16 protein-coding genes are annotated in these 24,708 nt (G+C 57.9%); 4 read left to right on the top strand and 12 right to left on the bottom strand.

Going from position 1 to position 24,708, the window contains the following annotated elements; translation table 11 throughout:
• Nucleotides 1–471: 471 nt before the first annotated feature.
• Nucleotides 472–2,820, bottom strand: a complete 2,349-nt coding sequence (locus THISIDRAFT_RS07580) for a diguanylate cyclase (RefSeq protein ID WP_006787193.1) — start codon at nucleotides 2,818–2,820, stop codon at nucleotides 472–474.
• A gap of 751 nt (nucleotides 2,821–3,571) precedes the next feature.
• On the opposite strand from THISIDRAFT_RS07580, the gene THISIDRAFT_RS07575 reads away from it, so the two are divergent.
• Nucleotides 3,572–3,850 carry a ComEA family DNA-binding protein gene (locus THISIDRAFT_RS07575; RefSeq protein WP_006787192.1) on the top strand — a complete coding sequence of 93 codons (279 nt, stop codon included), beginning with the start codon at nucleotides 3,572–3,574 and terminating at the stop codon, nucleotides 3,848–3,850.
• 118 nt (nucleotides 3,851–3,968) lie between these two features.
• Here THISIDRAFT_RS07575 and fabF read toward each other — a convergent pair whose 3' ends face one another.
• The 9 genes from fabF to pyrC all read right to left on the bottom strand — a co-directional run bounded on the left by fabF (nucleotide 3,969) and on the right by pyrC (nucleotide 15,992).
• Nucleotides 3,969–5,207 (bottom strand): beta-ketoacyl-ACP synthase II, encoded by a 1,239-nt coding sequence (fabF, locus tag THISIDRAFT_RS07570; RefSeq protein WP_006787191.1) that lies wholly within the window; start codon nucleotides 5,205–5,207, stop codon nucleotides 3,969–3,971.
• 343 nt (nucleotides 5,208–5,550) lie between these two features.
• Nucleotides 5,551–5,793: an acyl carrier protein gene (gene acpP / locus THISIDRAFT_RS07565; RefSeq protein WP_006787189.1), complete on the bottom strand. Its 243-nt coding sequence runs from the start codon at nucleotides 5,791–5,793 to the stop codon at nucleotides 5,551–5,553.
• A 271-nt stretch (nucleotides 5,794–6,064) separates the two neighbouring features.
• Nucleotides 6,065–6,805, bottom strand: a complete 741-nt coding sequence (gene fabG / locus THISIDRAFT_RS07560; RefSeq protein WP_006787187.1) for a 3-oxoacyl-ACP reductase FabG — start codon at nucleotides 6,803–6,805, stop codon at nucleotides 6,065–6,067.
• A gap of 2 nt (nucleotides 6,806–6,807) precedes the next feature.
• Nucleotides 6,808–7,749 carry an ACP S-malonyltransferase gene (fabD, locus tag THISIDRAFT_RS07555; protein ID WP_006787186.1) on the bottom strand — a complete coding sequence of 314 codons (942 nt, stop codon included), beginning with the start codon at nucleotides 7,747–7,749 and terminating at the stop codon, nucleotides 6,808–6,810.
• Nucleotides 7,750–7,840: 91 nt separating this feature from the next.
• A complete protein-coding gene (locus tag THISIDRAFT_RS07550) occupies nucleotides 7,841–11,407 on the bottom strand; it encodes an EAL domain-containing protein (RefSeq protein ID WP_006787185.1) in 3,567 nt (1,188 codons plus the stop codon).
• A 42-nt stretch (nucleotides 11,408–11,449) separates the two neighbouring features.
• Nucleotides 11,450–12,568: a GGDEF domain-containing protein gene (locus THISIDRAFT_RS07545; RefSeq protein WP_006787184.1), complete on the bottom strand. Its 1,119-nt coding sequence runs from the start codon at nucleotides 12,566–12,568 to the stop codon at nucleotides 11,450–11,452.
• 101 nt (nucleotides 12,569–12,669) lie between these two features.
• Nucleotides 12,670–14,181 (bottom strand): YifB family Mg chelatase-like AAA ATPase, encoded by a 1,512-nt coding sequence (locus THISIDRAFT_RS07540; RefSeq protein WP_006787183.1) that lies wholly within the window; start codon nucleotides 14,179–14,181, stop codon nucleotides 12,670–12,672.
• A gap of 120 nt (nucleotides 14,182–14,301) precedes the next feature.
• A complete protein-coding gene (rnt, locus tag THISIDRAFT_RS07535) occupies nucleotides 14,302–14,964 on the bottom strand; it encodes a ribonuclease T (protein WP_006787182.1) in 663 nt (220 codons plus the stop codon).
• Nucleotides 14,949–15,992 (bottom strand): dihydroorotase, encoded by a 1,044-nt coding sequence (pyrC, locus tag THISIDRAFT_RS07530; protein WP_006787181.1) that lies wholly within the window; start codon nucleotides 15,990–15,992, stop codon nucleotides 14,949–14,951. Before pyrC ends, rnt begins: the two co-directional genes overlap by 16 nt.
• 245 nt (nucleotides 15,993–16,237) lie before the next feature.
• Between pyrC and aceE the strand changes: the two genes are divergently transcribed.
• The 3 genes from aceE to THISIDRAFT_RS07515 all read left to right on the top strand — a co-directional run bounded on the left by aceE (nucleotide 16,238) and on the right by THISIDRAFT_RS07515 (nucleotide 21,277).
• Nucleotides 16,238–18,901 carry a pyruvate dehydrogenase (acetyl-transferring), homodimeric type gene (aceE, locus tag THISIDRAFT_RS07525; protein WP_006787180.1) on the top strand — a complete coding sequence of 888 codons (2,664 nt, stop codon included), beginning with the start codon at nucleotides 16,238–16,240 and terminating at the stop codon, nucleotides 18,899–18,901.
• Between the two features lie 89 nt (nucleotides 18,902–18,990).
• Nucleotides 18,991–20,298 carry a dihydrolipoyllysine-residue acetyltransferase gene (aceF, locus tag THISIDRAFT_RS07520; protein WP_006787179.1) on the top strand — a complete coding sequence of 436 codons (1,308 nt, stop codon included), beginning with the start codon at nucleotides 18,991–18,993 and terminating at the stop codon, nucleotides 20,296–20,298.
• Nucleotides 20,299–20,497: 199 nt separating this feature from the next.
• A complete protein-coding gene (locus THISIDRAFT_RS07515) occupies nucleotides 20,498–21,277 on the top strand; it encodes a class I SAM-dependent methyltransferase (protein ID WP_159098513.1) in 780 nt (259 codons plus the stop codon).
• A gap of 18 nt (nucleotides 21,278–21,295) precedes the next feature.
• On the opposite strand, the gene THISIDRAFT_RS07510 is transcribed toward THISIDRAFT_RS07515, so the two are convergent.
• Nucleotides 21,296–22,834 carry a phytoene desaturase family protein gene (locus tag THISIDRAFT_RS07510; RefSeq protein WP_006787177.1) on the bottom strand — a complete coding sequence of 513 codons (1,539 nt, stop codon included), beginning with the start codon at nucleotides 22,832–22,834 and terminating at the stop codon, nucleotides 21,296–21,298.
• A 55-nt stretch (nucleotides 22,835–22,889) separates the two neighbouring features.
• Nucleotides 22,890–24,674 (bottom strand): aspartate--tRNA ligase, encoded by a 1,785-nt coding sequence (gene aspS, locus THISIDRAFT_RS07505; protein ID WP_006787176.1) that lies wholly within the window; start codon nucleotides 24,672–24,674, stop codon nucleotides 22,890–22,892.
• Nucleotides 24,675–24,708: the final 34 nt, after the last annotated feature.

Raw genomic sequence — 24,708 nt, 5'->3', positions numbered from 1 at the left:
CAGGTTTCGCTTTCTTATGCGGCATCAAGATGATATCGCACTGCGCGTTAAAAACGCTCCCTCAATCAAGGGGGACTTCCCCGCCGCAGGCGGGGAGGGGGTCAAAATCACCCATAACCAACCCGGCTTTTCGGGAACCGATGCTGCCGTTGTACTCGATAAAGGTTAAAACCACTCATAAACCACCCCGGCGCTACGCGCCACCCCTCCTTTAAAAAGGAGGGGAGTTTTTGACGTGGCGGCGGCTGGAAGCTGCCGCCACTTCATGCACAGCTGGCGCTGTGCGCTCCTAGGAATCCCCACGCGATGGTCACCACGCCTTGGACTGGAAGCGATCATCGTTGCGAATCACGCTATGGTCGTCATTGAGGACTTGCAGGTGAAAAACATGCCAACGTCGGCAGCGGGTATGCTCAGCTAGCCGGGACGCAATGTCCGGGCGAAATCAGGATTGAACCGTTCGATACTGGATCAGGGCTGGTATGAAATGTTTAACGCGCAGCGATTTCGTCCTTGTTCTTTGGCGAGATACAGCGCCTGGTCGACGCGTCGAAACAGGCGGTCGATGCTATCGTCGGGGGTGAACGCGGTGATGCCGATGCTCACGGTCAGCTGTTCGACGCAGGGAAAGGGGGCGGCAGCGATGCCGTGGCGCAACTGTTCGGCCAGTTGCATCGCGCCGTTGGCATCGGTCTCTGGAAGCAGTAAGCCAAATTCCTCGCCGCCCCAACGTGCGAGGCAATCGGTTTGGCGCAGCCGGGGGGTGATGACCTTGGCGAGTGTTTGCAATACCTGATCGCCCACGGCATGGCCGTGGGTGTCGTTGACGGCTTTGAAATGGTCGATATCAAACAGCAACAAGGAAAACACTTTGCTGTAGCGGCGGGCGCGTTCGATCTCGGTGTGTAGCCGCTCATCAAAGGCCCGCCGGTTGGCAAGTCCAGTCAGTGTATCCCGATAGGCCTGCTCATGCAGCGCCTGATGCAGCCGATCCCGCTCCAGCGCTGCGCTGATCATGTCAGCCACCAGCCGCAACAGTCCTAGCTCAAATTCGTTCCAGCGTTTGGCGGTGCGGATATTGTCAAGTCCGAGAATGCCGCACATCTGCTCGGTCTGAAACAGCGGCATCGCCAGCATCGACTGGATCTCGCCATCGTAGATGATTTGTTGTTCCTCGGGCGAGAGCTGACTGATGTCATCCTGGGTGATCCAGGCGGCTTGGCGACTCTGGGCAATTTCGGGCAACCACGGATAGTGATTCACCGGCAGCGCCTGCAACTCATCAATCTGCGGGCGGGTGCCCGGTGAACACCATTCGTGGGTGCAGCTCATGGTCAAGCCGCCCTCGTCCATCAGAAACAGGTAGCAGCGATGTGCGGCGACACAGGTGCCGATGCGTACCAAGGCGTTGTCAATGGCAGCATCAAGACCGCTGTGGTGAAGTGCCAAAAACAGCCGCGAGATGTCGCGCACGGCGACTTCGCAGGCGGTGCGCTGCGCCAGGGCTTCACGCACCTGATCGTGCTCGATGGCCAGTCCCATCAGGTTGACGATGACGCTGATCTGTGCGATTTCCTGCCCTGTGGGCACACTCGGCTGGCGGGCATAGAGTGCAAAGGTGGCCAATACCTGACCGGCCTTATTGGTCACAGGCTCTGACCAACAGGCCCGCAGACCCGCGCGCTCGGTGAGCCCGCGATAGGCTTTCCAGGCCGGATCGGTGCGCAAATCCTTGCTGATCACCCGCTCGCCGCGTTTGGCCGCCGTGCCACAGGAGCCATTGCCATCAAAGATCGCCAAACCGTCGAGGGCGGCATTGTAAAAGCAGGGCAGACTCGGTGCGATCCATTGGCGCAGGCAGTGCTGCTCCTGATCGACCAGAAGCAAGGAACACAAACGGTTGGGAAGCATCGTCTCGGCGGCGCGGACGATACGCAGGGCAATCGCCGCCAGCGGTTCTGCGTTCATCACATCGCGTAAAATCGCTTGCAGTTCGCGCTCGTGCCGCTGCTTGCGTTGATGTTCGGTGATGTCGATGAAGGCGCCCAGGCAGCCGTCCTCGAATTCTTTATGATAAATATCGACGACTTTTTGTTTGCCGTTCTTGCAGGTCACTGTGGCCCGAAAGGGTATGTGGCTGGCATCGCCAGCCGCCAGTGCTGAGAGCGCAATCTCCCAGCCCTGGATCAGCCAGCGGCGATAGTTCGGGTCGGGATAGGCGAGTTCGCACCAGCGTTCCAAATCAGGCAAGTCGGCGGCGGTATAGCCGAAGGTTTCAGTGAAGGCGGCGTTATAAAAGCGCGTGCGATGGGATGGATCGAGACTGCCCAGCGGCACCGGGGAAAACTGCAGCAAGCGTTGAAAGCGCGCCTCACTGGCGGTACGCGCTGCTTCGGCATCCTTGATGGCGGTGATGTCGGTTACCACCCCTTCCCAGCGCGTACCGCCCTCGGGCAGTGGCTGCGGCAGCGATTCAATACGCCACCAGTGCGTGGCCTCACGCACCACCATGCGTCCTTCCCAAAACAAGGGGCGCGGCGTGGTGAAGAGCTGCTGACTGAGCGCCCAAAACGCCGGAGAGTCGTCGGGATGCACGCGCCCAAAGACGCTCATCGCATCCGCAAGCACCTGCTCACGGCTCAGATCGAGCATCTGTAAAAGTTTATCGGTGATGAACGTAAAACTTGGCGTGCCGCTGGTATTGACCTCAATGAGATAGAGTGCGGCGGGAATTGCTGTTGAGGGGAGCAATGAAGAAAACGACGGTGGTGAGCGTGTTGGATGCTGGGAGCAAAAAACAGTTCTTGATTTTTTCTTCATTGTTTATCAGAATTCTCCATTGTAGATAGGTTATCTACAAACGCGAAGGTTTCGCGTTCTATGGTCGGGGTCGAAGTCGAATCGCAAAGTTGTTCTCTGTTCAGGATGAACGCCGAGGCCACTTTTATGGCGCAAGCTGGGTTTCGACGGCTGAAACCGCCCATGTTGCCGGTGTTGACCGGCCATTCGGTTGGGACTGCTCAACCAGGACTCCAGTTGCTCGCCCGCAAGGGTGTTATCAACGGAGAGCGAAGTGCCTAAAAATCGCATAAGCAACTTTGCTTAGGTTTTTAGGAGCAGGTCATTTGAGTACGCTACGTTGTTCAGATGGTTCACCATCACTTCCTGCGATCACAGGGATTCCTGCGGAGAGCTATCCATGATCGACGAACATTTCCTCGGCGGATTCGTGCTTCCTCTCAGCCAGCGTGACTTTCGGCATACCCTGCCGTAGCTTCAGAGAACGTTGGCAGTGTAGCGGCGCCTGCCAGTCCCCGCAAGTGGGGGCTTCCGCGCCCGCCCTGAACGGCGGGTTTTTCGCGCAAGACGGATAATTGCAAGCTAATTGCTTAAAATCAATTTAAGCGGCTTGATTTTGATTTGCAGCTTGGTAATATAGCGAGTGTGAAGCTGTGTCTGGGCGCGGTTTAGTTGATTGTTTTTAAATGGATTAAATGGTGCGCCAGGGCAGTGATCACATTGATTCCGCCACGGATTTTTTAACGGATTTATAAACGGAGGGCAGTTTGGTATGAAACACTACCTAAGCATCGTGTTGTTTGTTGTGGGGCTGGCGCTGTCTACTGCGGTTTGGGCACAAGCTGTACAGACAGAGGCCGTAGACATTAACACGGCAGATGCGCAGACGATTGCGCAGGTGATGAAGGGGGTTGGTCCGGCAAAGGCTACCGCGATTGTCACTTATCGTGAGGAAAATGGGCCGTTTGCCTCGGTATATGATTTGACGAAAGTGCGGGGAATTGGTGCCAAGACGGTTGAGGCCAATCTGGATGTGATTACGATTGATTGATTGAGCGTGGGGCGAAAGGCGCAGGACGATCAGGCCTGCGCCTTTCTTGTTTGAACAGCGTGGTTTGGACAAACAGCGACGGCTTTGGGCCGTCGCTTTGCGTTTTGCGGCGAGACGCTCAGATGGCGCGAAAGACTAAGGTGCCGTTGGTGCCGCCAAAGCCAAAGGAGTTTGAGATGGCCACGTTGATGGCTTGCTCACGGGCGATATTGGGGACATAGTCGAGATCACATTCTGGATCCGGGGTATCCAGGTTGATGGTCGGCGGAATCAGGCCATGCTTGATGGCCAGTACGCAGAATACGGCCTCAATGCCACCAGCAGCGCCGAGCAGGTGACCGGTCATGGATTTGGTGGAGCTGACGGCCACGCGTTTGGCATGATCTCCCAAAGCACGTTTGACGGCCTGGGTCTCGGCTTTGTCACCGGCGGGGGTAGAGGTGCCGTGAGCGTTGATGTAATCCACTTGATCGGGGTTGAGACCCGCATCCCGCAAGGCCATCAACATACAGGAGGCCGCACCCTCGCCCCCTTCAGAGGGCTGGGTCATGTGGTAAGCGTCGCTGTTCCAGCCAAAACCTGCCAGCTCGCAGTAAATCTCGGCACCACGGGCGCGGGCGTGTTCGTATTCTTCCAGCATCAAGACCCCGGCTCCATCGCCGAGCACAAAGCCGTCACGGTCTTTGTCCCAGGGGCGGCTGGCGCGTTCGGGATCGTCATTGCGCGTGGATAAGGCGCGGGCGGCAGCAAAGCCACCAATGCCCAGAGGGGTGGTGGCCATTTCCGCACCGCCCGCCAGCATGACATCCACATCGCCGTATTTGATCATACGGGCGGCATCGCCGATGTTGTGGGTGCCGGTGGCGCAGGCAGAAACGATGGAGATGTTAGGGCCTTTCAGGCCGCACATGATGGAAAGATTGCCCGCGACCATGTTGATGATGGCGCTGGGGACAAAGAAGGGGGAAATCTTGCGGGCGCCGCCTTTGAGGTAAGCCCCATAGCTTTTTTCAATATAAGGCAGGCCGCCGATACCCGAGCCAATGGCGACTCCGATGCGTTCTGCATTTGCCTCGCTCACCTCAAGCTTGCCATCGCGGAGCGCCTGCAGGCCGGCGGCAATCCCATAATAGACAAAGGTGTCCATCTTGCGCTGATCTTTGGGCGAGACGTAATCATCGGCGTTAAAATCTTTGACCGGGCCGGAAATACGCACTGGCATATCGCTGGCATCAAAGACTTCAATCGGGCGAATACCGCTTTTGCCTGCGGTGATATCTTCCCATGCCGATTTGACTGTGGACCCTACCGGCGAAACAATGCCGAGTCCTGTTACCACTACACGCCGATTTGACAAGCTCTTGCCCCCTAAATAATGAACTGATCTACCGCTTTAAAAGCACGTCCGCGTCCCGGGACGAAAGCTTTATATTCTGAATGAGTGCGGCGCATGGCTGCACGCCGAATGAAATACCGTTTTATCAGCAACCCAAAGCGTCGGAATGCGGGCTTGGGCAATGCTGCGTTATCCGGGCTGGTGTTGTCCTGGCGTGAGTGCCAAGGCCAGCGCCTTAATTTTATTTGCGATGATGTTATCGCCGCTTGCATCCAGAAGCTGAGCGGAGCCGTGTCGGGCTCCGGCTCAAGGACGCCAGCGCTAACGGTGGCCAGTGGCAAATTGCCCTGCCATTATGCGTCCATCAGGATGCTTGCTGATGGGCGTTGATGTAATCAATCGCCTGCTGTACGGTGGTGATCTTTTCGGCTTCCTCGTCTGGAATTTCGGTTTCAAACTCTTCTTCCAGCGCCATGACCAACTCAACAGTGTCTAGAGAATCAGCGCCAAGATCATCGACAAACGATGAGCTGTTGTTGACTTCTTCCTCTTTAACGCCGAGCTGTTCAACAACAATCTTCTTGACGCGTTCTTCAACGGTACTCATGGTGAATGATGTCCCCTTAGTATTAAAAAAACAGCCTGAAAGCTGAAGGTTTGCTTGGTATTTCCATACGCCGTGGCATACGGAAGTGGCCAATATGCGACATGATGCAGCCGTGTGCATAAAGAGCGCAAAATGTACTTTGATTTTTATGCCATGACAAGCCTTTTACGGTTCCGGTGCAGGGATTATGGCGTTTAGCCCGCGCCCCCGCATCCCTTGTACCGTGAAGCACAGCGCCTTCAAGCCCGGCCTGACGGCGCTGGAAAAGGCTTTAAGGCATGTACATCCCACCATTGATATGCAAGGTTTCGCCGGTGATGTACGCCGCGCCCGGTGAAGCCAAAAACACCACCGCCGCCGCAATTTCCTCGGGTTGACCCAGACGGGCCAGCGGGATTTGTGATTGCAGGGCCTGTTTTTGTGCCTCGGGCAGGTCGCGGGTCATGTCAGTTTCAATAAAGCCGGGCGCAATCGCATTGACGGTGATGCCCCGCGAGCCGACTTCCCGCGCCAGCGATTTGGTAAAACCCAGCAGCCCGGCCTTGGCGGCGGCATAATTGGCCTGTCCAGGATTTCCCGTGGAACCGACCACCGAGCCGATGTTGATGATGCGTCCGCGCCGCGCCTTGGTCATGGCGCGCAAGACGGTTTTGCTCATGCGATATACGCTGGTGAGGTTAGTTGCAATGATGCTGTCCCATTCCTCGTCTTTCATGCGCATCAGCAAATTATCGCGGGTGATTCCGGCGTTGTTGACCAGAATGCTCACACTGCCCCACTGTTCGGCGATCTGTTTATTGACCGCTTCAATCGCCTCGGGCTGCGCCACATCAAGCACCATGCCACAGCCGCTGGCACCGGCCTCTTGCAGGTAGGCGCTAATCGCCTGCGCACCGCCCTCGGAGGTTGCCGTACCGATGACGGTCGCGCCTTCTTTGGCCAGCGCCAAGGCAATGGCCTTGCCAATCCCGCGACTGGCCCCTGTGATCCATGCAATCTCACCGTGCAACATCTTTAATGTTCCCCTTGTGTACTGGCCAGTGCAAGCTCAAGCGATTCAGCATCCTGAACGCACACCGACAACAGGCCTTTATCAATGCGTTTGTTCATTCCGGTTAATACCTTTCCGGGCCCCATTTCCAGCACCGTCTTGACGCCGCCTCGACTCATCGTCTGGATGGTATCGACCCAGCGCACCGGGCTGTAGAGCTGGCGCACCAAGGCTTCACGAATGGCTTTGGCCTCACTGCGCGCCTCGGCATCCACATTATGTAAAACCGGCGTCAGTGGTGGATTAAGATCCGTCATCGCCAAGGTGGACTGTAGGCGTTGTGCGGCTTGCTGCATTAACTGGCAATGTGAAGGAACGCTCACCGGCAGCAATACGCTGCGTTTGGCCCCTTCTTTTTTTGCCAGTTCAAGCGCCCGCTCCACCGCTGCGGCATGACCGGCAATCACCACCTGACCGGGTGCATTGAAATTGACCGCCTCAACGACCTGCCCCTTGGCCGCCTGTGCACACACCGCGACCACCTGGGCATCCTCAAGCCCCAGAATAGCCGCCATGGCGCCTTCACCGGAAGGCACGGCCCCTTGCATCAGGCGACCGCGCTGGGCAACAAGGGTGACGGCGGTGGCAAAATCCAGCGCCCCGGCACAGACCAGGGCGGTATATTCGCCCAGGCTATGTCCGGCCATCATGCGTGGCATGGGGCCACCCTGCAAACGCCAGACGCGCCAGACCGCAACCCCGGCAGTCAACATCAGTGGTTGCGTATTCTCAGTACGGTGCAGCGCCTCCTCGGGCCCCTGCTGCGCCAGATTCCATAGATCAAACGACAAGGCCTCAGATGCGATCTCAAAGGTTTCTCGCACCAGCGCATAGCGCTCCGCCAAGGCACTGAGCATTCCCAACGATTGGGAACCCTGGCCCGGAAACACGCAGGCAAAACTCATCAATGCCCCCAAATATGTTCATTTAAGAGGCGCTAGTGTAGGCTAAAAATCCGGTAGCGCGCAAATTCCAGCCAAACCCACCCGCTGGGTGTTAAAAAAGTGAAACCGGGCCAGCCGGTTGCAGGTGTTGGCGCTCGCGTTGCTGGCGAATGGCTTCTTCCATGCGCCAGGCATCCAGCCAGATGGGCAATTGATCCGCAGGCATGGGCTTGGCGATGCCATAGCCTTGGGCAAATTCGCAGCCCAGGGCGCGCAATACCCGCGCATGTTCGCTGCTTTCCACGCCCTCGGCAACCACCGTGTGGCCAAAGGCACTGGCCAACCCCAACACCGCCTTCACAATGCTTAAATCATCCGGGTCTTCCAGCATATCGCGGACAAAGCTTTGATCAATTTTGAGCACATTGGTAGGGAGCTTTTTCAGATAGCTCAGCGAGGAATAGCCCGTGCCAAAATCATCCAGCGCCAGCCCCACCCCAAGCTCCCGACAGCGTTTCAGGGTGTTGGCGACGTGCTGCATATCCTCTAGCGCGCTGGTTTCCAGGATTTCCAGCTCCAGATGCATCGGATTGACCTCGGGATGCGCCTCAAACAGGGCACACAGGCGCGAAAAAAATTCGCCCTGCTGCAAGAGCTGCGCACCGATGTTGACGCTGATCGGGACATGCAGCCCCTGTTGTTGCCACGCGGTGATCTGCAACATCGCTTGGCCAATGGTCCATTCATCCAGCCGGGCGCCGAGGGGGCAATCTTCTATCAGCGGCAGAAAGCTTGCCGGGGATAGCAGGCCATGCTGTGGATGTTGCCAGCGGATCAGGGCCTCTGCGCCAATCAGGGCGCCGGTCTTGAGGTTGACCTTGGGCTGATAGTGCAAGACAAAGGCACCGCTTTCCAGGGCTTGCTGGATTTCGCTCAAGGTCTTTTGCTGGATGCGAATGTCGGCATCCTGATCCAGATCAAACCAGTGATAGCGATTTTTGCCCATCTGCTTGGCGACATACATCGCTTGATCGGCATGGCGTAGCAGTTGATCGGCATCGCCATCGTCTTGAGGGAATGCGGTGACGCCGATGCTGGCCGATACCGTAAAAAAGCGCCCGTGCAGAGGCACTGGCTTGGCTACAGCGGCGAGCAGGCGCTGTAAAACCGGCTCGGCATCGCTGATGCTATCCAGATCGACCAGAACCACGACAAATTCATCTCCGCCCAGGCGTGCTAGGGTATCGCCAGCGCGTAAGGTTTCCTGCATTCGCTGGCTCAATACAATCAATAATTCATCGCCGGTGTGATGTCCGTAGCTGTCGTTGATGGCCTTGAAGCCGTCAAGATCCAGATAGGCCAGCGCCAGCATTTGTCCGCGTCGCTGCGCCTGTAACAGCGCGGTGCGCAAACGATCCGCCAGCAACACGCGGTTGGGCAGGCCGCTGAGCGCATCGAAATGGGCGATGTGCTCCAGTTGTTTTTGATGCTCCTTGATCGGCGTGATGTCGGTAAACAAGGTCACATAATGCTCTGTCTGGCCTTGGCTATTGCGCACCGCGCTGATATTGGCCAGTTGAGCGTATAATTCGCCGTTTTTGCGCCGATTCCATAGCTCACCGCTCCAATGGCCTTGATTGCGCAAGGAGTGCCACAGGTTTTCATAATAGACTTGGGCATGTTGCCCGGATTTGAGCAGGCGGGGATTGCGCCCCAACACTTCCTTGCGCAGATAGCCGGTAATGCGGCTGAAGGTCTCGTTGACCTCGACAATCGTGCCCTCGGTGTCGGTGATCATGATGCCTTCATGCGCGGAGGTGAAGACGCTGGCAGCCAGACGCAGGCGCTGTTCGGTATTTTTGCGGGTGGTGATGTCGGTAAGTGTGCCGGAGATGCCGCAAAAATCGCCCTCCGGGGTGTACAGCGCCTGGCTGTAGACCTCCAGCCAACGTACCCCGCCCTGCTGTTGCAGACAACGCGTTTCGTAGCGGCAATATTTTTTCTCGCCCAGGGCGAGATCCTGAAACATGCGCTGGTTGAGCGCACGCTCATCGGGATGGAGTGTGCCAAGAAAGTGGGTGCCCAGTGTGGTGGCCACATCAAAGCCGGTGATGCGTGCCCAGGCAGGGTTTAAAAAGCACCATTGGCCATATTCATCGATCTGGAAAATCACCTCCTGCACCGTTTCCACCACCGCCCGGTAACGCGCCTCGCTGGCCTTCAAGGCGGTTTGCATCTGTACCTGTTCGCTGATGTCGCTAAACGAGGTCACTGAGCCGGTATTCACGCCGTCTTGTATGATCGGACGGCTGCGTACCCACACCGAAAAAATACTGCCATCGGCGCGGCGAAACTGTTCCTGTGCGGTGTATTCCTGCCCCGCGCTGACGGTTTTGAAGATGGGGCACTGGCTCAATGGCGTGTAGGCATTGTTTGCATGGCAATGAAACAGGTGGTGAGCGGTGTGTCCGGCCAGCTGCTTGGGGGTATAGTTGAGCAGCTCACTGGCACGACGGTTAATGTGCGTGATCACCCCGTGCTCGTCCATCACATAAACGCCTTCGCTCAAGGTATCGTTGATGGTTTGCAGGCGCTGGCGTTCACACAGTTTAGTTCTGTTTTCACGCAGCATGATGTAACCGGCCAGCCCCAACAACATCAACAGCAGGGTGGCCAGTCCCAGGGTGACCCAAAAACTGCGTTCAGCGGCGCTGATGCGGGGCTGTGGGGCATAGGAGGCCACAAAGCCGACGGCCTGTTGATGCAGATCGTGCACGGTGGTCAGGGCAAGTGTGTAGATATGTCCGTTGATCGGTAGTGCGACCGCCTGACTATGCCCCAGATGCAACTGGCGACTGACCCCCTGATGTTTGGCCAAGGAGGCAAAGATCTGCTGGCTTAACCGGGGCAAGCCAGGCTGCGTATCGGTCAAGCCCTGATGCGGATTGACAATGACGAAATGCCCACTCCCCACCTTGGGCAGATAGAGCAGTTTTTGCTCGGCAAACAGGATATGTGTAAGGGCCTCAGCATGCAGCAATAGCTCAAATTCACGCCCCGGCAGCAAGGATGCAAGCTCGGTGCGCAAGCTGTTAAACGGCACACTAAATTCCACGCTCCCCAGCGGTTGCTGATCTGCGCCCAGAATGGGGTAAAGATGGCGAAAGCCCGAGGATAGCCGTCCGGCCTCAAACCCTGACAGCGGCTGTTGCATCGCATTCACCCAGGCTACAGACGGACGCAAGGTGCTCAGATCATCACCAAACAGGCCGGGGTGATGAAAGCGCAAGAAACTGCTGCTATCGGGCAAATGCACATGCAGACGCTCTAAACCCAATGCCTGCATTTGCAGATACAGGGGCTTGAGGTGTTCAAGCAAGGTTTGACGGGCCGCATCACGCAAGGCGGGATCTTGAGCCTGTTGCAGACTGAGCAGGGTCTGCGGATGCTCGATAAAGGCGCTGAAAAATCCGTCGGCTTTGACCTGATAGACCCGCTGCGCGGCTTCCCAGGCGAGGTGTTGTGAATGGAGGGTCAGCTCCAGGATATTGGCCACCGTTTGTTGCCGGTAGCGATCCAGATAATCCGCGACCGCGCCCCAGGCAAACAGTAACACCACCAGCAACAGCACCACATCCTTGGTAAATTTGCCGGGGGTGCGCAGCGAGACCTCATCCATGGGTGCTATCTTGGGGGTGAGTCCTGGCGGAGATGCAGGCACTCATGAGCGGGTTCGCAGGTGGGCGCCTTGTACGGTGGCCACCTGATTGCGGCCACTGCGTTTGGCGAGATAGACGCCATCATCGGCGCATTTGAGCAGTTCATCGAGCTGATGCATCGTCGTGATCCGGGTGGCGACCCCAATGCTGATGCGTCCCTGCCAGAGGCCATCACCCACCGCCACCCGCAAGGCATTGACCTTTTGGCGCAACTGCTCGGCCAGATGCAAGACACCCAGCAGATCGGTGTGCGGACAGACAATCAAAAATTCATCGCCGCCCAAACGACATGCCAAATCATCGGTACGGATATGGGTTTTCAAACAATGGGCGAGGCTGACCAATACCTGATCACCGGCTTCATGGCCATAGGTATCATTGACCTGCTTAAAGCCATCGCCATCAAGCATCATGCAGGAAAGCGGCAGCGTGTGCAGGTCCCATTCCGTCTGCAAGACCCGCATCGCATGACGGCGATTGGGCAATCCGGTCAGTACATCGGTTAATGACAGCTCCTCCAGATGTTTATTGGCCAGCGCCAGCTCGCGGGTGCGTTCCTCCACCTTGGATTCCAGCGTCAGCGTGAGTTCATACAGCGCCCGATTGCGCTCGGAAACCTGCTCAAACAAGCGGTGCAGCGCCACCAGCAAGGGTTCCGTGGCGCGCATCCCCAGTTGTTGATAGGCCGTATACGCGGTTTCGGCAGAATGTCCCTCGCGGATCATTTTAAGCTGCATGGCCATGGACTGATCCGAGCCCAGGATGTGATAGGCCAGCCAATCCACCAAAAATTTGAGCATACTCTGGGCACGGCTGAGCAGTTGATGATCCGCAGACAGTATCGCGATTTCCTGGATGAAATGCTGGTGGGCGCGTTGATGATGGCTGAAGTGGCGTGCATCAATGCCGTGGCTTTGCATGAGCTGCTCTTCGTCACGAAAATGTTCTTGCGTATAGGTGAATAATTGCTCAATCAAGGCGCGCAGGGTCGTCTCTTCAATGGGGCTGGCGCGCATCAGCATCTCGCCTAACTCATTGATAATGCAAACCAGCGCCTGATGCTGGGAATCAACAGAGTCAATCCCTGTGATATAATTTTCATCCCACTGGAATGACGCCATACATCCCCCCACACAACACCGTTAGAGTCGAAAAAGATAGATCAGCGCGCCGCCCGGTGAGTGGCACACGGTGCATTCGCGCAGCACTCACCCCCCAACGCCTAATCACCGCGCCATCGATCAAGGGCGCGGTAGCTCAGTGCCTCGCTCAGGTGCGGGGTTTCAATGTCGTGGCTGCCGCTCATATCCGCCAGGGTTCGCGCCACCTTGAGGATGCGATGATAGGCCCGCGCGGATAAGCGAAAGCGCTCCATCGCCTGTTCCAGCAAGCGTTGATCCTGGGGCTTCAAGCGACAATATTGATTGATCTCCTGCTGTCCCAGGGCGCTGTTGACCTTGCCTTGGCGCGCCATTTGCCGTTGATGCGCGGCTAACACCCGGGTGCGCACCGTGGCTGTATTTTCGCCGGGTGCAGCATCATAATCAAAGATCTCACGCCCCACCCGCACCACCTCAATGGATAAATCAATGCGATCAATAAACGGCGCCGACAGTTTTTGCTGCTGGCGCTGGCGCTGTTGTGGGGTGCAGCGGCAGTGTTGTTGCAGATCACAGTCATAGCCTTGTGGACAGGGATTCATTGCCGCCACCAGCTGAAAACGCGCGGGAAAATCGGCCTGACGCGCCGCCCGGGAGATGGTGATCTGCCCGGTCTCCAGCGGTTCGCGCAAGACATCCAGCACGCGCCGGTCAAATTCCGCCAGCTCATCAAGAAACAAGACCCCATTATGCGCCAGAGAAATCTCCCCCGGACGCGGCACCGAGCCGCCCCCCACCAAGGCCACCCCGGAGGCGGTGTGATGCGGTGCACGAAAGGGGCGCATAAACCACTGCGTATTTTTGATGCCCTCATGGCTGATGGAATGCACCGCTGCGGTTTCAATGGCCTCAGCTTCATTCATCGGCGGCAAGATCCCTGGCAGGCGGCTTGCCAGCATGGTTTTGCCGGTGCCGGGTGGGCCGATCATTAGCAAATGATGGCGACCACTGGCGGCAATCTCCAGGGCACGGCGCGCCAAGGGCTGCCCGCGTACATCCGCCAGATCAGGCACCGTGGGCGGCACGACCGGGGCTGCGTGACGCTGATACGGCGCGATCATCCGCTCGCCGCGCAGATGCGCGCACACGCTCAGCAGGTGATCGGCAGGATAAATCCGCGACTGCTCAACCAGGGCCGCCTCATCAGCATCCCCTGCGGCCACCAACAGACTGCGCCCGGCATTGCGCGCCCCCAGGCTGGCCGTCAATGCCCCGCGCACCGCCCGCAACTCCCCGGTCAACCCCAGCTCGCCGACACATTCATAGCCCCGCAAGGACTGAGCCGGAATCTGATCCGAGGCCGCCAAAATCCCCAAAGCAATCCCCAGATCAAAGCGCCCGCCTTCTTTGGGCAGATCGGCAGGCGCAAGGTTGACCGTGATATTGCCCTCGGGAAAATAAAAGCCGCTATTCATAATGGCGGCCCGCACCCGCTCGCGGCTTTCCTTCACCGCCGCCTCCGGCAACCCCACCATGGCAAAATACTCCTTGGCCATACCGATAAAAACCTCGATATGCACGAGTGGGGCTTGTATGCCTAACAGGGCACGACTATAGGTACTGGCAAGCTGCATGGGCGTCCATTGCGTTTCTGTGTGCGTTGGGAGTGAAGGCGCCGGGTTTAAATCGCCATCTTGATCGACGCTAGAACTTAGCAGGAAGCACGTCTGTGGATCAAGCATCACGCCGGGCGTTTATGAAGCCATCTCGGCACCGGGAGCCACGGCGTTAAGCTGTTGCCAGCGGTTGATGATATGGCAGAACAGTTCGGCGGTTTTTTGCGCGTCGTAGGTGGCGCTGTGGGCTTCTTTGTTGTCCCAGGGGATGCCGGCGGCTTGTACCGATTTGGCCAGCACGGTTTGCCCAAAGGCCAGGGCCCCCAGGCTGACGGTATCCAGGATGCTGAACATGTGGAAGGGGTTGCGCTTGACGCCGATGCGCTCTGCCGCCGCGTGGACGAAGGACAGATCAAAACCGGCGTTATGGCCGACGAGGATCGCCCGGTTGCATTCGTTGAGTTTGATCTCCGTGCGGATGGCCTTAAAGATGGTCTCAATGGCCTCCTGCTCCGGAACGGCAAAGCGGAAGGGGTGCCAGGGTTTGATGCCGTTGAATTCCAGGGCCTTAGGGTCGAGGTTGGCCCCTTCAAAGGGTTGCACCTGATAGCTTAAGGTGCGGTGCAGATACAGCTCCTGCTGGGCATTCATGCGCACCATCACCGCCGCAATTTGCAACAGGCCATCGGTGCGCGGGTTAAAGCCGCCGGTTTCCACATCCACGACCACCGGCAAAAAGCCACGAAAGCGCCGCCTGAGTGGATAGAATTCATCCTCTTTCACATTCAGCTCAGCGTCCATGACACCTCCTCAGCGGCGCGCAGCGGGATGATATGGGTTTCATCCTGCCCATAGTGATGCGGTACCGTCCAGGGCTGGGCGCGGAGAGTGATGTATGTCTCATTGGGCGCTAAGCCATAAAACCGTGGGCCGTTGAGGCTGGCGAAAGCCTCCAGTTGCGCCAGCGCCTCGGCACTGGCAAAAGCTTCGGCATAGAGTTCCAGGGCCGCATGGGCGCTGAAAATACCGGCACAGCCACAGGCGCTCTCTTTGGCATGACGCCCATGTGGCGCGCTGTCGGTGCCCAGAAAAAAGCGCGGATGACCGGAGGCAAGCACGGCCATAATCGCCGCCCGATGTCGCTCGCGCTTGAGTACCGGCAGGCAGTAGTGATGCACGCGCAGGCCGCCGCTGAACAAGGCATTGCGGTTTAGCAAAATATGTTGCGGGGTGACGGTGGCGCCCAGATAGTCATCACCATCACGCACACACTGCACCGCCGCCTCGGTGGTGATGTGTTCCAATACCATCTTGAGCGCAGGAAAATCGCGCCGCAAGGGCAACAACACCCTGTCGATAAACACCGCCTCGCGATCAAAGATGTCCACCGCTGGATCGGTGACCTCACCGTGAATCAGCAAAGGCATTCCGCAGCTCTGCATGGCTTCCAGGGTGGCATACACCCGGCGGATATCCGTGACCCCGGCATCCGAATGCGTGGTTGCCCCGGCAGGATAGAGCTTGACCCCGACGACGATGCCGCTGGCCTTGGCCTGTAAAATCTCTGCTGCAGGCGTGGCCTCGGTTAGATACAGCGTCATCAGTGGCTCAAAGCAAAGTCCGGCAGGCAGGGCCTGAAGAATGCGCGCCCGGTAGGCCTGTGCCTGGGCAGTGGTGGTGATCGGTGGACGCAGGTTGGGCATGACTACCGCCCGCGCAAACTGGCGGGCAGTGTGCGGTAATACGGTCGCAAGCATGGCATCATCACGCAGATGCACATGCCAGTCATCAGGACGGCGAAGGGTGAGCGAGAGGGGCGTCGGGGTCATTGAAATTCCACAGATTTTAAACAAATTTCGCAAGTGCAGCAATGGTTTAGCAAGAGGATCTTGCTTGACCTGTCGGGTTAAAAACTAGAAGATAGTCTGTTTTAATACTCACTATAAGCTTATTCCATGATTCGCGAAGGCCGCCACCGCAGGCATCACACGGGGGCCGGGTTTGCGGTAGGCCGGTACGCGGTAGCGTCAATAACGAAAATAATGTAATGCTAGAACGCAGGAGGTTTTGATTCATGTTAGCGCATACACCCGTTGATGATGTGGATACTCAGGAGACCAAAGAATGGCTGGATGCCCTGGAGGCCGTTTTGGAGCACCACGGCGTGGAGCGGGCCCATTATCTGCTAGAGCAGCTCATTGACAAGGCGCGCCGCTCCGGCGCATATCTGCCCTATTCGGCCAACACCGCCTATGTCAACACCATTCCGGCCCATCTGGAAGCCGATTATCCGGGGGATATGGCCCTGGAGCAGCGCATCCGCTCCTATATCCGCTGGAACGCCATGGCCATGGTGGTCAAGGCAAATCGCATCAGTGCCGAACTGGGCGGTCATATCGCCACCTTTGCCTCGGCAGCCACCCTTTATGATGTGGGCTTCAATCATTTCTGGCGGGCCCAGTCGCATGAGCATGGCGGTGATCTGCTGTTCATTCAGGGACACAGCGCCCCCGGTATCTATGCCCGCGCCTTTCTGGAAGGACGCTTAAGCGAGTCCCAGCTTGACCATTTTCGCCGCGAGGTGGATGGTCAGGGGCTGTCGTCGTATCCCCATCCACGCCTGATGCCGGATTTCTGGCAATTTCCTACGGTGTCAATGGGGCTGGGGCCGATCATGAGCATCTTTCAGGCCCGCTTCATGCAATACATGCATGATCGCGGTCTGGCCAATACACGCGGGCGCAAGGTCTGGGCCTTTCTCGGCGATGGCGAGGTCGATGAACCCGAATCCCTAGGCTCTATCACCCTGGCCTCCCGCGAAAAACTCGATAACCTGATCTTTGTCGTTAATTGCAATCTGCAGCGCCTGGACGGACCGGTGCGCGGCAATGGCAAGATTGTACAGGAACTGGAGGCCATTTTCCGGGGCGCGGGCTGGAATGTGATCAAGGTCTTATGGGGGCGATACTGGGAGCCGTTGCTGGCCATCGACAAAGATGGCCTGTTGCAACAGCGCATGATGGAAGCGGTGGATGGCGATTATCAAAACTACAAATCCAAAGACGGCGCCTATGTGCGTGAGCATTTCTTTGGCAAATACCCAGAACTCAAGGCGATGGTGGCCAAGATGTCAGACAGCGACATCTGGCGACTCAACCGTGGCGGACACGACCCGCACAAGGTCTATGCCGCCTATCATGCCGCCATGCAGCATACCGGCCAGCCCACGGTCATTCTGGCGCACACGGTGAAAGGCTACGGCATGGGTCATGCCGGTGAGGCACAAAACCGTACCCATAGCCAGAAAAAGCTGGATATCGAAGATCTCAAAGCCTTTCGCAATCGCTTCAGCATTCCGCTCAACGATGAGGAAGTCGCCGCCTGCACCTACATCAAGCCCGCCGCCGACAGCCCCGAGATGCAATATCTGCAAGCCCGGCGCAAGGCTTTGGGGGGCTATCTACCCGCCCGTCGCCACGCCTCGGCCCCGCTTAAAATCCCCGGTGATGCGCTGTTTGCCCCCCTGCTGGAAGCCAGCGGCGAGCGCGAACTGTCCACCACCATGGCCTTTGTGCGCCTGCTCACCGCGCTGGCCCGCGATAAGGTGATCGGTGCGCATATTGTGCCGATTGTGCCGGATGAGGCGCGCACCTTCGGCATGGAGGGGCTGTTTCGCCAGTTAGGCATCTACTCGCTGGAAGGCCAGCGCTATGAGCCGCAAGACCGCGATCAGGTGATGTATTACAAGGAAGACAAGCAAGGTCAGATCCTCGAAGAAGGCATCAACGAGGCGGGAGCCACGTCTTCATGGATTGCCGCCGCCACCGCGCACAGCGTACATGGCGTCAACATGATCCCCTTTTACATCTTCTACTCCATGTTTGGTTTCCAGCGCGTCGGCGATCTGCTCTGGGCTGCCGGGGATATGCAGGCACGCGGCTTTTTGATCGGCGCCACCGCCGGGCGCACCACGCTGGCCGGTGAGGGCTTGCAGCATCAGGACGGTCAAAGCCAATTGATGGCCGCCCATGTCCCCAGTTGCATCAGCTATGATCCCTGCTTTGCCTATGAACTGGCGGTGATCATTCAGACCGGGATGCGACGCATGTATGTGGAACAGGATAATGTGTTTTATTACATCACCACGATGAATGAAAACTACCCCCAGCCAGCGCTGCCCCCAGACAGCGAAGGAGGCATCATCCGTGGCCTGTATCGTCTACACGACGGCGGTGCAGCCAAGCGCAAGGTGCAATTACTCGGCAGTGGCGCCATTTTGCGCGAGGTGCAGGCCGCCGCGCAGCTTTTGGCGGAGGATTTTGGCATCATCGCCGACATCTGGAGTGCTACCAGCTTTAACGAATTGGCCCGCGACGGGCGTGACTGTGAGCGCTTTAATCGCCTGCATCCGGAAAACGAGGCGCGCATCCCCTGGGTGACGCAGTGTCTGCAAGGGGCGCAAGGCCCGGTGATTGCCGCCAGCGATTATGTCAAGCTCTATGCTGATCAAATCCGCGCCTATGTGCCGGCACCCTATACCGTGCTGGGCACCGACGGCTTTGGCCGCTCCGATCTGCGCTCGGCCCTGCGCCGCCATTTTGAGGTCGATCGCTACCATATCGTCCTGGCGGCGCTCAAAAGCCTGGCCGATGAAGGTGCCCTGGAACCCTCCGAGGTGAGCCGAGCGATAAGCCTCTATGGCATTGATGCCGGCAAAGTCAATCCTTTGAACGCCTGAGCACCTGCTGTCTTGGGCCATTGTTAGCACACCATAAAAAAAGAATCTGCCGGTGGTTTACCTCACCGGTATGGCTGGAGAGTTGATTTATGAGCAACACCATCGAAGTCAAGGTGCCTGACATCGGGGATTTCAAGGATGTGGAAGTCATCGAGGTACTGGTCAAACCGGGGGATCGCATCCAGCCCGAAGACCTGCTGCTGACGCTGGAGTCGGATAAAGCCTCCATGGACATCCCTTCACCGCTGGCCGGTACCGTGGTCGAGATCAAAACGCGGGTCGGTGAGCGCGTCTCGGAAGGCAGCCTGATTTTAATGCTGGAAGCGGCGGGTGCCAATGCCACCGCCCGCGACAGCAAAACCCAGGAACCGCCGCTATCCGTCGCATCACCGGCAAGCACGCCCGCACCAGAGGCGGCCTCCCCGGTAAGCGCGCCAGCACCCGCCCCCCGGCCAAGCGTACCGCCGACCGCGAACCTGCCACCCGTCGCCACCGAGACATCCGGCAGCAAACCCCATGCCTCGCCAACCATCCGCCGTTTTGCCCGCGAACTGGGCGTGGATCTGCGCAAGATCAGCGGCAGCGGTCCGAAAGGGCGCATTCTCAAAGAAGATGTGCAGGGCTTTGTCAAGCGCAGCCTGTCGCAAGGCAGTCACCTGCCCGGCATGAGTCCAATGCCGACGATAGATTTTCGTGAATTCGGTGAGATTGAAACCCAACCGCTGACCAAGATCAACCGCCTCACCGGCCAGAACCTGCACCGCAACTGGGTCAACATCCCGCATGTCACCCAGTTTGACGAGGCTGATATCACCGAACTGGATGCCTTCCGCCGTTCCCTGGTGACAGAATATGAGCGCAAAAACGTCAAAATCACCTTCCTCACCTTCCTGCTCAAGGCAGTGGTCTCGGCCCTCAAAGAACATCCCCGCGTTAACGCCTCACTGGATGCCAGTGGCGAACAGCTGATCCTCAAGCGTTACTATCATATCGGCGTGGCCGTAGACACCCCCGACGGGCTGGTGGTGCCGGTGATTCGCGATGTGGATCGCAAAAGCATCGTCGAGCTGGCCCATGAGCTGCAAGATGTTTCCGACCGTGCCCGACAGCGCAAACTCAAAGCCACCGACCTGCAAGGCGGTTGCTTCACCATCTCAAGCTTGGGCGGCATCGGCGGCACCCAATTCACCCCCATCATCAACGCCCCCGAGGTCGCGATTCTGGGCATCTCGCGGGCGCGCATGCAACCGGTCTGGCAAGACGGCGAATTCATCCCGCGCCTGATCTTGCCGCTGTCGCTTTCCTATGACCACCGTGTCATTGACGGTGCCCTCGGTGCCCGCTTCACCCACTGCCTCAGCGGCCTGCTCTCCGACATGCGCCGTATGTTGCTATAAGTTTATGTGGCGGCGGCTTCCCTGCCTGCGCCGCGCCTGCCTGCCGCGACGCACGCGGCGCAGGCAGCCGTCGCTGTGTTTTCACGCAGCATCTGGAAGATGCCGCCACGATGTTGCAGGCTGTCAGGACTTGCTCTATATTGCAAACTTTATGGCTTCGCTTGCGTACACAGGTTTTGCCTGTGATCCTTTGGGTGGTATGCATACACGCGCTCACACCTCTACTTCTTCTGCGGGTTATGCGGCCTTGCGTGATTGGTACTGCTCGGCAGCCGGTCAGATATTGCTGGCGCAGGTGCAAAATCGTCTTGACCAGTATGTCCCGCGCCTGTTTGGTTATTATGCGGTGCAAATCGGTGAACTCGATCCGCAGCATGACCTCCTGGCCAGCAGCAAGATCATGCGCCGCTTTTGCATGGATGAACAAAGCCGCTGCCATTTGCTGGCCCATGCCCAGGCGTTGCCCTTTCGCACTGATTGCCTGGACTTGATCCTCCTGCCGCATACCCTGGAATTTTCTGCAGATCCGCATCAGGTATTGCGCGAGGTGGATCGCGCCCTGGTGCCTGATGGGCATGTATTGATTATCGGTTTTAATCCTTTTGGAATCGGACGGCTGTGTGGCGTGTCAGCGCGCCTGCGCGGGCGCAAAGACCTGCAATGGCAAGCGCAGGCGCAATATGTCAGCGCCTTTAAGGTGCGCGAATGGCTGGCGGTACTGGGCTTTGATGTGCTCGATTGCCATTTGCTCGGTTATCGGCCCTTGTTGAGAAAAACTTTTTTCCTCAAACAACTGCATTTCCTGGAAGCCCTGGGGCCACGCGCCACCCCCTTTCTGGGCACGGTGTATATCCTGCTGGCGCGCAAGCGCACCACGGTGATGACCCCGATACGCCTGCGCTGGCGGCCCGGTCGTCTGAGTCCGGCAAAAATGCCCAATCCCACCGCCCACCGCTGCGATGTGTCTGACGCCGGTTAACGCGCAACCAGCACCGTTTCAGCGCAACACTCGCCACCACAGATGGGGCTGCACATGGGCGGCCGCCAAGACCCCGCTCATTAAGGCCCCTGCAATGCCGGGGCTGGTGGTGTCCTGTCCGGCCAGGAATAAGCCTGCCACCGGGGTTTGCAGCCTCAGACCTGGATGCAGGATACGCTCGGCACTCATTTCCAGCCCATACATCGCCCCCTGATCGCTACCGCTGATGGAAGCCTGCGACAGTGGGGTGGAAATCTCGTAAAAATCAATCAAGGGGGCCAGCTTGGGGAAATGGCGCTTAAACTGCGCCAGCAACCGCTGGGTGATATGAATCTTATCGACCTTGTAGCCCACCGGACGCTGGCCAACGCTGCTTTGTAGCCAATGCTGAAACGGCGCAAAGGCACACGGTACGATGATTTCGGCGGTATGGTGCAAGGGATCGGGATGTTCCGGGTCTTTTAAGGATGAAAAGGAGACAAACAGCGTCGGGGCATCTTCCTGGGTCGGTTTTTCCCAGATCCGCCCAATCTCCTCATCCTCATAAATCCATACATTGGAAGCGGTGGCACCGTATTCACGGATATCGCCATAAAAGCCCAGATACAGCGACACACACGACACCCCCGGTTGCAGCGTGGCCAGTGATTCGCGCCAGGCCAACGCCTCGCCGCTGCTCAAGCTCTGTGCGGTTTGCCGCGCCCCCATGGTGGAAATGACCACCGGGGCCTCGATGACCTCGCCATTTTCCAGACGTACCCCGCTGACCCGCTGATGCGCGCTGCAAATTTCTACGACCTTGGTGCGTGGCCGCAGTTTTCCGCCTGCAGCGCTGATGGTAGCCAGCAGGGTTTTGGCAAATTTTGCCGGCCCGCCTACCGGATAATAAGCGCCGTTGTCATAACTGCCGGTGGTCAGCGCATGGACTGCAAAGGGTGCCCGGCTTGGCACCATGCCATGACAGCCCCAGCGTGCGCCCAATACCGCAGCCACGCGGGGATCTTTAAAGGGCTTAAGCATCTGCGCAGTGCTGGTTTGCAACACATCCGGGGCATAGCGGCCATAGCGCAGTCGGGCCAATCGAGGCAGCAGTGTGCCGGGCATGGCCTTGTCCAGCAGCAAGGCGAACAAGTCCTGACGGGCGCTATGGCGTGCGCTGAGATAACGTTCTAACGCCGCACGATCATACAGCGAAAGCCGCCCCAGGCTTTCCGCAAAATGGCTGGCGGATGACTCCACCTCAAAGCGCCAATCGGGAAATTGCAACACATCGTAAGACGATGGCATGGCCTTAAACTGCAGTTTACCGTTGCTTAACCAGTGCAGCAGGCGCCCGGCCAGCTCCGCCCGGCGCTGTGGTTGAGCGACACCACCCAGATAATGCACCCCGGCGGCAAAAATATAGTTTGAACGCTGAAAGGTCTGGGTCAGGCCACCCAGCTGAAAATGCTGCTCTAACACTACCACCCGGCGCTTGCACTTCGCCAGTGCTGCCGCCGCTGCTAAACCGCTAATCCCTGAACCAATGATAATGACATCAAAACGCTGTGTATCCAAATCCAAACACCTTCATACTAAAGCACAGAAATGCTAAACCACCGATTGAGGTTTTTCAGGAAGGATTGACCGCACGCGGGGCGAGGCGGATATTGAGCTCTTTGAGCTGGGCCTCGCTGACGGGCGCGGGGGCCTGGGTCAGCGGACACGAGGCCGTCTGGGTCTTGGGGAAGGCCATCACATCGCGAATCGATTGCGCCCCACTCATCAGCATCACCAGCCGGTCCAGACCAAAGGCAATGCCGCCGTGCGGGGGGCAGCCATAACGCAGGGCGTTGAGTAAAAAGCCAAATTTTTCCTCGGCCTCTTGTTCGCCAATGCCCAGCAGACCAAACACCGCCGCCTGCATGGCCGTGCGATGGATACGCACCGAGCCACCGCCAATCTCGGTGCCGTTGAGCACCATATCATAGGCCCGCGAGACGATATTGAGCGGATCATTTTGCAGCTGTTCGATGTCGTCAATGCGCGGGGCGGTAAAGGGATGATGCAAAGCCATCAGCCGCTGGCTTTGCGGGTCGCGCTCAAACATCGGGAAATCCACCACCCACAAAGGCCGCCAGCCGCGTTCCTGTAGCCCCAGATCCACGCCAACCTTGATGCGCAACGCACCTAGCGCATCATTGACCACATGCGCCTTATCGGCCCCAAAGAAAATCAAATCCCCTTCCTGGGCCTGCGTGCGGTTGAGAATCTCCACCACCACGGTGTCGGGCAAGAATTTCAGGATCGGCGATTGCAGCCCGTCGCGCCCCTGATCAAGCTGATTGACTTTGATATAGGCCAGGCCCTTCGCGCCATAGCGCCCGACAAACTGGGTGTAATCATCAATGTCCTTGCGCGAGAGCTTGTGGCCACCTTGTGGTACCCGCAAGGCGGCAATGCGCCCTTGTGGATCGGTGGCAGGGCCGGCAAACACCTTAAACTCCACGCCCTGCATGGCATCGGTGAGTTCGGTCAACTCCAGCGGGATGCGCAAATCCGGCTTATCCGAGCCAAAGCGGTGCATGGCCTCTGCATAGGACATCCGCGCAAACGTGGCGGGCAGCGCGACATTAAGCACCTTGGCAAACAGATCGCGAATCATCTGCTCCATCAGGCCCATGATTGCCGCCTCATCCATAAAGCTGGTCTCAATATCCAGCTGTGTAAACTCGGGCTGACGATCCGCCCGCAGGTCTTCATCACGAAAGCAGCGCACGATCTGATAATAACGATCCAGACCGCCCATCATGAGCAATTGCTTGAACAGTTGCGGCGATTGCGGCAGTGCAAAAAAATCACCCGGATGGGTGCGGCTGGGCACCAGATAATCCCGCGCCCCTTCCGGCGTGGCCTTGGTCAGCATGGGCGTTTCGACATCCAAAAAGCCCTGCTCATCAAGAAAGCGGCGCAATGTCTGGCTGATCTGGGTACGCATCCGCAGGCGCGTTTGCATGACCGGACGACGCAGATCAATATAGCGATAGCGCAGCCGCACCTCCTCGTTAAGCTCATCTTCATCCAGCTGAAACGGCGGCGTTTCTGCGCTGTTAAGCACCTCCAGTGCCAGACCCAGTACCTCAATCTGACCGGTTTTCAGTTCCGCGTTTTCGGTGCCCGCCGGGCGTTTGCGTACCTTGCCGCGTACCTGCAACACATATTCACTACGCACCCGTTCTGCCAGCGCAAACACCTCCGGAGTATCCGGATCAAACACCACCTGCACTAGGCCTTCCCGATCACGCAGATCAATAAAGATCACCCCGCCGTGATCGCGGCGACGGTTGACCCAGCCGCACAGCGTCACCTCTTGATCAAGCAGGCGGGTATCGACAAAACCACAATAATGACTACGCATGTCACTTCCTTAAACTTGAATAAATGTGCAAAAC

Origin of the sequence: Thiorhodospira sibirica ATCC 700588 (assembly GCF_000227725.2) — a bacterium.
Lineage (GTDB): Bacteria > Pseudomonadota > Gammaproteobacteria > Ectothiorhodospirales > Ectothiorhodospiraceae > Thiorhodospira > Thiorhodospira sibirica.
Note: the sequence above shows the minus strand (reverse complement) of the source record. Positions and strands in the feature narration are given on the sequence as shown.

Bases quoted from the DNA above. Each gene is read 5' to 3' on its own strand.
- THISIDRAFT_RS07580 (WP_006787193.1), bottom strand. From the start codon at position 2,820: ATGAAGAAAAAATCAAGAACTGTTTTTTGCTCCCAGCATCCAACACGC.
- THISIDRAFT_RS07575 (WP_006787192.1), top strand. From the start codon at position 3,572: ATGAAACACTACCTAAGCATCGTGTTGTTTGTTGTGGGGCTGGCGCTG.
- acpP (WP_006787189.1), bottom strand. From the start codon at position 5,793: ATGAGTACCGTTGAAGAACGCGTCAAGAAGATTGTTGTTGAACAGCTC.
- fabG (WP_006787187.1), bottom strand. From the start codon at position 6,805: ATGTTGCACGGTGAGATTGCATGGATCACAGGGGCCAGTCGCGGGATT.
- fabD (WP_006787186.1), bottom strand. From the start codon at position 7,749: ATGAGTTTTGCCTGCGTGTTTCCGGGCCAGGGTTCCCAATCGTTGGGA.
- THISIDRAFT_RS07550 (WP_006787185.1), bottom strand. From the start codon at position 11,407: ATGGATGAGGTCTCGCTGCGCACCCCCGGCAAATTTACCAAGGATGTG.
- THISIDRAFT_RS07545 (WP_006787184.1), bottom strand. From the start codon at position 12,568: ATGGCGTCATTCCAGTGGGATGAAAATTATATCACAGGGATTGACTCT.
- THISIDRAFT_RS07540 (WP_006787183.1), bottom strand. From the start codon at position 14,181: ATGCAGCTTGCCAGTACCTATAGTCGTGCCCTGTTAGGCATACAAGCC.
- rnt (WP_006787182.1), bottom strand. From the start codon at position 14,964: ATGGACGCTGAGCTGAATGTGAAAGAGGATGAATTCTATCCACTCAGG.
- pyrC (WP_006787181.1), bottom strand. From the start codon at position 15,992: ATGACCCCGACGCCCCTCTCGCTCACCCTTCGCCGTCCTGATGACTGG.
- aceE (WP_006787180.1), top strand. From the start codon at position 16,238: ATGTTAGCGCATACACCCGTTGATGATGTGGATACTCAGGAGACCAAA.
- aceF (WP_006787179.1), top strand. From the start codon at position 18,991: ATGAGCAACACCATCGAAGTCAAGGTGCCTGACATCGGGGATTTCAAG.
- THISIDRAFT_RS07515 (WP_159098513.1), top strand. From the start codon at position 20,498: ATGCATACACGCGCTCACACCTCTACTTCTTCTGCGGGTTATGCGGCC.
- aspS (WP_006787176.1), bottom strand. From the start codon at position 24,674: ATGCGTAGTCATTATTGTGGTTTTGTCGATACCCGCCTGCTTGATCAA.